This is a genomic window from Gracilibacillus boraciitolerans JCM 21714 (genome assembly GCF_000521485.1).
GTDB classification, from domain to species: domain Bacteria; phylum Bacillota; class Bacilli; order Bacillales; family Amphibacillaceae; genus Gracilibacillus; species Gracilibacillus boraciitolerans.
In genome coordinates this window covers 1-4922 of the sequence record NZ_BAVS01000065.1, presented here as the reverse complement: position 1 = coordinate 4922, position 4922 = coordinate 1, and the positions used below count along the sequence as shown (strand labels likewise).

Sequence of the window (4922 nt, the reverse complement as noted above, 5' to 3'; positions counted from 1 at the left end):
CGGTTTGTTTGAACCTTGTCTTTTGTTCTTATCTAGTTTTGAAAGTATTTTGAATTTTTACTTGATTTTTTCTAAATACATAGTATAATATTCTTTGTCACTTAAATATTTGTCCAAGCTTGGTGACGATAGCGGAGAGGTCACACCTGTTCCCATGCCGAACACAGTAGTTAAGCTCTCCAGCGCCCATGGTAGTTGGGGCTCGCGCCCCCCCTGCGAGAGTAGGACGTTGCCAAGCATTTATTTCCATTCCACAGTAGCTCAGTGGTAGAGCAATCGGCTGTTAACCGATCGGTCGTAGGTTCGAATCCTACCTGTGGAGCCAATGGAGAGCTGTCCGAGTGGTCGAAGGAGCACGATTGGAAATCGTGTGTGCGGTTAACGCTGTACCGAGGGTTCGAATCCCTCGCTCTCCGCCACTTTTCATATATTGGCCCGTTGGTCAAGCGGTTAAGACATCGCCCTTTCACGGCGGTATCACGGGTTCGAATCCCGTACGGGTCACCAATTAATGGAGGATTAGCTCAGCTGGGAGAGCACTTGCCTTACAAGCAAGGGGGGGTCGCAGGTTCGAGCCCTGCATCCTCCACCATTCACAAAATTATATATCCTTATTGTCGCGGGGGGGTGGAGCAGTCTGGTAGCTCGTCGGGCTCATAACCCGAAGGTCGCAAGTTCAAATCTTGCCCCCGCAACCAAAGGTCCGGTAGTTCAGTTGGTTAGAATGCCTGCCTGTCACGCAGGAGGTCGCGGGTTCGAGTCCCGTCCGGACCGCCACTTTAAACTTATCAATTTAATCATTCATTTTATGGCTCGGTAGCTCAGTCGGTAGAGCAACGGACTGAAAATCCGTGTGTCGGCGGTTCGATTCCGTCCCGAGCCACCACTTTTAATGTTTATTTCTATTTTACTAATTATTTACTATAGTGGAGGGATAGCGAAGTTGGCCAAACGCGGCGGACTGTAAATCCGCTCCCATCGGGTTCGTAGGTTCGAGTCCTACTCCCTCCACCATTTTTTATTAACTGAATACTTTATTATTAATGTAGGGGGGGTATAGTTTAACGGTAGAACAGAGGTCTCCAAAACCTCCAGTGTGGGTTCGATTCCTACTACCCCCCCTGTTTTTATTATGGCGATCATGGCGAAGTGGTTAACGCACCGGATTGTGGTTCCGGCATGCGTGGGTTCGATCCCCACTGGTCGCCCCATTAATTTCATTTATTGGGCTATAGCCAAGCGGTAAGGCAACGGTTTTTGGTACCGTCATGCGCTGGTTCGAATCCAGCTAGCCCAGCCATTTTTGCGGAAGTAGTTCAGTGGTAGAACATCACCTTGCCAAGGTGGGGGGGTCGCGGGTTCGAATCCCGTCTTCCGCTCCATTTTTATTTAACAATTTCTGATTAATAGCATATAATATACTTATTGAGGCGGCATAGCCAAGTGGTAAGGCAGAGGTCTGCAAAACCTTTATCACCGGTTCAAATCCGGTTGCCGCCTCCAAATTTCTATTTATGCCGGTGTGGCGGAATTGGCAGACGCGCACGACTCAAAATCGTGTTCCTTCGGGAGTGTCGGTTCGACCCCCCCGACCACCGGTATTAAAACAACTTAATAAAACGATGTTTTATAGACTTTCTGCATATTGCAGGAGGCCTTTTTTTGTGCCTTATTACACACTATTTTTTGCACTTTTTGACTATCATGTATTTTTATCTTTTCTTAAGTTTTACATAAAACTTTAATACAATTTATTGTATGTATCTCTACACTTTTTTAATCTAAATAGGTATTCTCTTTCTTACCATCAAATATTAGTAAATAACTTGGTTGGTTTTAAATCGACAATACTAAATAGATTTACATATATAGATATTTATTGGGGGGGAACTGAAGGTTAAGGAATATCCTATTTTGGAGGGATGAAAATGGAGACTACTCAACAAAACGATTTCAGATTAACATCGGCAGAGATAACAAATTTATGGGCTACATACATGAATGACAGTGGTTCCATCTGCCATTTAACTTATTATTTATATACTGTGAAAGATACTGAAATTAAATCTGTAATTCAATATGCATTAGATATTTCACAATTGCACGTTGACACTATAACCCAGATATTAACTCAGGAAGGCTATCCTGTTCCTCATGGTTTTAAATTGAATGAAGATGTTGATGTCACCGCACCAAGATTGTTTTCTGATACTTATTATTTAAATAATGTTAATCAATTGGGTAAGATTGGTTTAAATGCATATAGCACTACTTTACCTGTCGCAGTAAGAGATGATGTTTATAGCTTTTTTAGTCAATGTTTAAGTGAATCTGATAAACTTATCAAACAAACGAATGATATATTATTGGCAAAGGGTCTGTATATCAGGTCACCATATCTCCCAATACCTGAATCATATGATTTTGTAAAACAGAAAAGTTTTTTGGCAGGCTTTTTTGGCGAAAAAAGACCCCCCCTTACAGGTACCGAAATCACAAACCTATATACCAACTTTCAAAGGAACGCATTAGGGGTAGCCACCCTAATTGGTTATAGCCAAGTTGCCCAGGATGAAGAAGTAACACAATTCCTATTAAGAGGAAAGCAAATCGCAAATAAGCATTGTGAAATATTTGGTTCATTACTAAAAGAAAGTGATTTACCTTGTCCTATGACATGGGATACAGAGGTTACTGATTCAACTACATATACTTTTTCTGATAGGAAAATGATGTTCTATACCACGACCCTTATCGCGTTAAGTATTGGATATTATGGTGGAAGTATGTCCGTGAGTCCAAGAAGGGACATCGGCGTTATGTATAGCAGATTAGTCGCAGAAATAGTAAAATACGCCGATGACGGGGCTAAAATCATGATTAAAAATGGGTGGATGGAAGAACCGCCGCGGGCATTAGACCGTGATGAACTATCCAAAAAATGAAATAGTAGAGGATAAAAGTAAAGTTCTTAAAGCAATTTTTTGGAATATTGCATTGCCTGGCTTTGCACAAATCCTAACAGGAATTTTAGAGTTATGATGAACACTTATTACAAATGAAACAGCTCCGGAGCTGGCAAAATTTATAAACAGAATAAACTATGGGAGAAGAGAGGCAGACTTGCAGAGATAGAATTGTTCTCGATCTATGTAATAGCGCAATATCTACCCCCCCTCCAAAAATAATGCTAGGAATTAAGAGAAGAGATCACAATATCTTTTCCATAGTAGATTGTTATCAGTGCCAACAACAGTAAAACAATACTTTCAATAGTTCCACCTGTTTTAATAGTGACTGGAAACCGAACAGTTAAATTAACTGGATATAGTAGTTTAATCCCTCTCTTGGTAGCAGCATCAAGTAGTAAATGACTGGACATTCCAATGATAAGCCCTGCTATAAGAGTGGAGTTACTCGTAATCATTGATAAGATCCCACCCATTACGATCAAAAATAATAAGCTGTGTGTAAAGGTTCGGTGGCCAAAAATTTTGTTGATTATGTTAGATAATAGTGGGAATTTACGTCCTATTTTACTTCCACCATGACAGATGTCAGGAATTAGTCCACCTACTGCTCCTGCTGCAATAAATATAATAGGGTCATAGTTAGTAAAACTTGTAATAACTGTGGTAGCAGCAATCCCACCGATCAAATGTGTTTTTCCTGTCATTTTTTACTCCTTTTCAATCAGTTACATATTTTGTCGCTTTATAAGCATAACATTATAAGTAACAAAGGAACATATGTTTTTTATAACTTTTAAGTCATTAATAAAACAATTGTGACCGTCAAGTAAAATGACACAGTTATTGCTCAACTAAAATGACACATTCAATTGGAAATTTGATTAAAAACTTAATGTAATCCATGTGATAAAAATTTCATCTACGCGTATTTAAAAAATAATAAAAAGAGCCTATGTAATAAGTAAAATGTATAAAAACTTGCATAATTTAGGTTCTTTTAGCTATATCTTTGTTAAAGTCAAGCACCCGTTTGTTTAAGTAAGTTTCATAACAAAGTGTATAACTTATTAAATATCTTATAACATTAATAAACAATCTGATATAATTTACTTAAAGGTGGTGTTGCTTATGTTAGAAGAACAAAACAATGAACCAAAAAGAAAATATGAATGGTTAAGTAAATGGGCTAAAATGACTGGTGAACGAGCTAGGATAGATGCAAAAGCAAACAACACATATATTGTATATGAAAAAAACGGTAAACTTGTAAAAGAATTTCCTGATGGTGATATTGTTCCTCTAAAAAAAGATGGTGAAACTTAATGCACAACCATAAACCTATATTTTTTGTGTTTGCAGGTAATAACGGAAGTGGTAAAAGCACATTACGGAGTCTAATAATTGATAAGCTTGGTGTTGATATCAATATTGATCCAGATGCTATCGCTCGAAGATTCGATCCAGAAAATCCTGAAGATAAAAGAGTATCAGCTGGTAAAGAAGTCATAAAATCCGTCAATAAATACATTGAAGAAGGTAAAGACTTTTCGATAGAAACAACACTTGCTGGTAAGAATGCTATCAAACAAATGCGAATAGCCAAAGAGATGGGTTATGAAATAACGATGTTTTATGTTGCACTAAGCAATGTCAGCCAAAACATTGAAAGGGTTGCAATGAGAGTAAAGAATGGTGGTCATCACATTCCTACTGAAGATATTATTAGAAGAAATAGGACATCGTTTAAACATCTTTATGAATATACCTATCTAATTGACAACCTTGTTTTAATTGACAATAGTGAGGATGATGGGGGGGAAATAGTACTCGAAATAAATAATGGAAAAATAACTTTCGAAACAACAAATCTACCCAATGGTCCTTACCTATTCAAAATCAATATAGAAAGAATCAAGGTTAAACCGATTTTCTAATGAGAAAATCGGTTTT

The 4922-nt window shown here is 38.2% G+C and carries 4 protein-coding genes, 14 tRNA genes and 1 rRNA gene; 18 read left to right on the top strand and 1 reads right to left on the bottom strand.

What is annotated here, in order from left to right:
* Positions 1 to 118 precede the first annotated feature (118 nt).
* From rrf to JCM21714_RS17495, 16 genes are all read left to right on the top strand, one after another.
* Positions 119 to 238: ribosomal RNA gene (gene rrf, locus JCM21714_RS17570) — 5S ribosomal RNA — on the top strand.
* 12 nt (positions 239 to 250) lie between these two features.
* A tRNA-Asn gene (locus tag JCM21714_RS17565) sits at positions 251 to 325 on the top strand.
* 2 nt (positions 326 to 327) lie between these two features.
* A tRNA-Ser gene (locus tag JCM21714_RS17560) sits at positions 328 to 419 on the top strand.
* Positions 420 to 432: 13 nt separating this feature from the next.
* Positions 433 to 507, top strand: a tRNA-Glu gene (locus JCM21714_RS17555).
* A gap of 6 nt (positions 508 to 513) precedes the next feature.
* Positions 514 to 592, top strand: a tRNA-Val gene (locus JCM21714_RS17550).
* Between the two features lie 26 nt (positions 593 to 618).
* Positions 619 to 698, top strand: a tRNA-Met gene (locus JCM21714_RS17545).
* Positions 699 to 700: 2 nt separating this feature from the next.
* Positions 701 to 777, top strand: a tRNA-Asp gene (locus JCM21714_RS17540).
* A 33-nt stretch (positions 778 to 810) separates the two neighbouring features.
* Positions 811 to 886: transfer RNA gene (locus tag JCM21714_RS17535), tRNA-Phe, on the top strand.
* Between the two features lie 42 nt (positions 887 to 928).
* Positions 929 to 1014 (top strand) — tRNA-Tyr (locus tag JCM21714_RS17530).
* A 36-nt stretch (positions 1015 to 1050) separates the two neighbouring features.
* Positions 1051 to 1121 (top strand) — tRNA-Trp (locus JCM21714_RS17525).
* Positions 1122 to 1135: 14 nt separating this feature from the next.
* A tRNA-His gene (locus tag JCM21714_RS17520) sits at positions 1136 to 1211 on the top strand.
* A gap of 14 nt (positions 1212 to 1225) precedes the next feature.
* A tRNA-Gln gene (locus JCM21714_RS17515) sits at positions 1226 to 1300 on the top strand.
* A 5-nt stretch (positions 1301 to 1305) separates the two neighbouring features.
* A tRNA-Gly gene (locus tag JCM21714_RS17510) sits at positions 1306 to 1382 on the top strand.
* 47 nt (positions 1383 to 1429) lie between these two features.
* Positions 1430 to 1503 (top strand) — tRNA-Cys (locus JCM21714_RS17505).
* A gap of 13 nt (positions 1504 to 1516) precedes the next feature.
* Positions 1517 to 1601, top strand: a tRNA-Leu gene (locus JCM21714_RS17500).
* 327 nt (positions 1602 to 1928) lie between these two features.
* Positions 1929 to 2945, top strand: a complete 1017-nt coding sequence (locus tag JCM21714_RS17495; RefSeq protein WP_035726391.1) for a DUF3231 family protein — start codon at positions 1929 to 1931, stop codon at positions 2943 to 2945.
* A 245-nt stretch (positions 2946 to 3190) separates the two neighbouring features.
* On the opposite strand, the gene JCM21714_RS17490 is transcribed toward JCM21714_RS17495, so the two are convergent.
* Positions 3191 to 3676 carry a metal-dependent hydrolase gene (locus JCM21714_RS17490; RefSeq protein ID WP_035726388.1) on the bottom strand — a complete coding sequence of 162 codons (486 nt, stop codon included), beginning with the start codon at positions 3674 to 3676 and terminating at the stop codon, positions 3191 to 3193.
* Positions 3677 to 4100: 424 nt separating this feature from the next.
* Between JCM21714_RS17490 and JCM21714_RS17485 the strand changes: the two genes are divergently transcribed.
* Positions 4101 to 4295: a hypothetical protein gene (locus JCM21714_RS17485; RefSeq protein WP_035726385.1), complete on the top strand. Its 195-nt coding sequence runs from the start codon at positions 4101 to 4103 to the stop codon at positions 4293 to 4295.
* Positions 4295 to 4906 (top strand): ATPase, encoded by a 612-nt coding sequence (locus tag JCM21714_RS17480; RefSeq protein WP_052000894.1) that lies wholly within the window; start codon positions 4295 to 4297, stop codon positions 4904 to 4906. Before JCM21714_RS17485 ends, JCM21714_RS17480 begins: the two co-directional genes overlap by 1 nt.
* The last annotated feature ends 16 nt before the right edge of the window (positions 4907 to 4922 follow it).

Bases quoted from the DNA above. Each gene is read 5' to 3' on its own strand.
- JCM21714_RS17495 (WP_035726391.1), top strand. From the start codon at position 1,929: ATGGAGACTACTCAACAAAACGATTTCAGATTAACATCGGCAGAGATA.
- JCM21714_RS17490 (WP_035726388.1), bottom strand. From the start codon at position 3,676: ATGACAGGAAAAACACATTTGATCGGTGGGATTGCTGCTACCACAGTT.
- JCM21714_RS17485 (WP_035726385.1), top strand. From the start codon at position 4,101: ATGTTAGAAGAACAAAACAATGAACCAAAAAGAAAATATGAATGGTTA.
- JCM21714_RS17480 (WP_052000894.1), top strand. From the start codon at position 4,295: ATGCACAACCATAAACCTATATTTTTTGTGTTTGCAGGTAATAACGGA.